Genomic DNA, 767 nt, shown 5'->3' with positions numbered 1-767 from the left:
GAGTACGGACCGGTCGAACGGGCGTGGATCTTGTCGTCGACCAGGTGGTGCAGCTTCAGGATGTACATGTAGCCGACCGACACAGGGTCCGGGTACGGCTCGCCGGAGCGGCCGTCGAACAGCTGCGTCTTGCCGGAGCCGCCGATCAGGCGCTCGCCGTCGCGCGTCGGGAGGGTCGAGTCGAGCAGACCTGCGATCTCCTCCTCCTTCGCACCGTCGAACACCGGGGTCGCGACCTTGGTGTTCGGGGCGACGCTGAAGGCGGCCTCGGGGAGCTCTGCGGCCCACTTCGGCTTGCCCTTGATCTCCCAGCCGTTCTTGGCGATCCAGCCGAGGTGGATCTCCAGGACCTGACCGAAGTTCATGCGTCCGGGGACACCGAGCGGGTTCAGGATGACGTCGACCGGGGTTCCGTCGGCGAGGAACGGCATGTCCTCGACCGGCAGGATCTTGGAGATGACGCCCTTGTTGCCGTGACGGCCGGCCAGCTTGTCGCCCGCGGTGATCTTGCGCTTCTGGGCGATGTAGACCACCACGCGCTGGTTCACGCCGGAGCCCAGCTCGTCGTCGCCGTCCTGCGAGTCGAAGACCTTGACACCGATGACGGTGCCCTCCTCGCCGTGCGGGACCTTGAGGGAGGTGTCGCGCACCTCGCGGCTCTTCTCGTTGAAGATCGCGCGGAGCAGGCGCTCCTCGGCCGACAGCTCGGTCTCGCCCTTCGGCGTGACCTTGCCGACGAGGATGTCGCCGGGGCGCACCTCTGCGCC

Annotated in this window: 1 pseudogene; it reads right to left on the bottom strand. The window is 67.7% G+C overall.

The window, feature by feature from the left end:
* Nucleotides 1-767, bottom strand: a pseudogene (locus ACPYOG_RS19205) (DNA-directed RNA polymerase subunit beta); the annotation flags it as partial.

It is taken from the genome of Leifsonia sp. HAY1-4F, assembly GCF_056755275.1.
Note: the sequence above shows the minus strand (reverse complement) of the source record. Positions and strands in the feature narration are given on the sequence as shown.